The 2076-nt window shown below is 79.1% G+C and carries 2 protein-coding genes; both read left to right on the forward strand.

Annotated elements, in window-relative coordinates; genetic code table 11:
• The first annotated feature begins 45 nt into the window (after positions 1-45).
• A complete protein-coding gene (locus tag FOE67_RS23840; RefSeq protein WP_182666901.1) occupies positions 46-897 on the forward strand; it encodes an SCO2322 family protein in 852 nt (283 codons plus the stop codon).
• The coding region (locus FOE67_RS23845; RefSeq protein ID WP_182666902.1) for an energy-coupling factor transporter transmembrane component T at positions 894-2076 on the forward strand (1183 nt) is incomplete at its 3' end. The genes FOE67_RS23840 and FOE67_RS23845, both read left to right, overlap by 4 nt.

Here is a 2076-nt window from a genome sequence, read left to right on the forward strand (position 1 = left end):
GGGTGGGGACGACGGTCCGGCGGCGGGTTCCGGGGAGCCCCGGGCGTGAGAGGCGCACGTCGGGCAGCCGTGGTCACCGGGGTCGCGGGGGTCCTGTTGTGCCTCGGCCCCGCCTCCCTCGTGCCGCAGGCGGCGGCGCTCCCGCGGCCCGGGGAGACCGGGGGGACCGGCGGCTCCGGGGACACCGGGGACACCGGGGACACCGGGGACACCGGGGACACGCGCTCCGGCACCGGCTACCGCTACTGGTCGTTCTGGGAACTCGACCCCGACCGTTCCGGTGATCCCGGGGACACCGGCGGGGAGGGGTCGCACTGGCGGTACGCCACCCGGGGCCCCGGCACCCTGCGCCCCCTCGACGGCGACGTGGTGGGCCTGCGGTTCGCCGTCACCGTGAACTCCGGGGACGCGCGCACCCCGCGCGGTGACGCGGATGCCTCCTCCTTCGGGACGATCTGCGCCGGGGAGCCCGCCGAGGCGGGCACCCGGCGGGTCGCCCTGGTCGTCGACTTCGGTGTGCCCGCCGACGCCCCCGACGGCGAGACCCCTCCGGAGGGCCCGCGCGCCCTCTGCGCCCGGGTGCCGGACGGCGGCACGGTGGCGGACGCGCTGGCGGAGACGGCGGGACCGTTGCGGTACAACGCGCAGGGACTGTTGTGCGCCGTCTCCGGGTACCCGCGACGCGGCTGCGGGGAGGCGGTGGCCCTCGACGACCGGCCGACCGGGGAGGCGGAGGGGGAAGCCGGCGCGGACCCGGCGCCGGAGGGGGACGCCGACGCGTCCGACACCGCCGCGGAGGGGAACGGCGGCCCCCCCGTGACCTTCCTGCTCGGTGCCGCACTCGTCGTCCTCCTCGCGGTGACGACCGGCCTGCGGGCCCGACGGCGTCGATCATGACCCCCGCCCGCCCCCCGGCGCGCGGTGGACGGCGGCCCTCCCGGCCGCCGATCCGCCTCGCCGCCCTGCGCGCGCCGGAGGCGGACCGGTCCAACGCCCTGCACTCCGGCGCCTGGTGGCTGTGGGCCCTGGGTCTGGCGGCGGCGGCCTCCCGGACCACCGACCCCGTGCTGCTCGCGCTGATCGTCGCGGTCGCCGGGCACGTCGTGGCGGCCCGCCGCACGGACGACCCCCGGGCCCGCGCCTTCCGCTTCTTCCTCGTCCTGGGCGTGGTGGTGGTCCTGGTGCGGGTGCTCTTCGCCGTCGTGCTCGGCTCACCGGTGGGCGGCGGGGCCGTCCTGTTCACCCTCCCGGAGGTGCCGCTGCCGGCGTGGGCGGTGGGCGTCTCCCTCGGTGGACCGGTGGGGGCGGGGGCCGTGCTCTTCGCCGCCTGCGACGGGCTGCGGATGGCGACCGTGCTGGTCTGCCTGGGCGCGGCCAACGCCCTGGCGGACCCGGCCCGGTTGCTGAAGTCGCTGCCCGGGGCGCTGTACGAGGTGGGCACGGCGGTCGTGGTGGCGATGACCTTCGCCCCCCGACTGGTCTCGGACCTGGTGCGCACCCGTTCCGCACAGCGGTTGCGGGGCCGCCCGGACCACGGTCTGCGCGGCCTGCGCCGGGTGGCGCTGCCGGTGCTGGAGGGCTCGCTGGAACGGGCGGTGGCGCTGGCCGCCGCGATGGACACCCGTGGTTACGGTCGGGTGGCCGAGGTGCCGCCGGCCGTGCGCCGCGCCACGGGCGCGCTCACCACGGGCGGACTGCTGGGGGTGTGCGTGGGCGTCTACGCCGTGCTGGCCGACGGCGGGACCGCCCCGCTCGTCCTCCTGCCGCTCGGGTCGGCCGCCGCCCTCGCCGGGCTGTGGCTGGGCGGACGACGAAGCGTGCGAACCCGTCACCGACCGGACCGGTGGGGCGCCCGGGCCTGGCTGGTGACCGCCTCGGGGTGGGTTCCGGTGGCGGTGTTCGCGCTGGTGGCCGCGGCGGACCCGGCGCTTGTGCACCAGCCGGTGGCGCCGCCGGACTGGCCCCCGGTGGCGCCCGTGGCGGCGGCCGCGGCGCTGGTGGGGCTGCTGCCGGCCGCGGTGGCCCCGCTGCCGGCCGGACGTTCCGGCGACCCGGGGCCGACCGCCCCCGCTCCCC

This window comes from Streptomyces calidiresistens (assembly GCF_014141525.1).
GTDB lineage: Bacteria > Actinomycetota > Actinomycetes > Streptomycetales > Streptomycetaceae > Streptomyces > Streptomyces calidiresistens.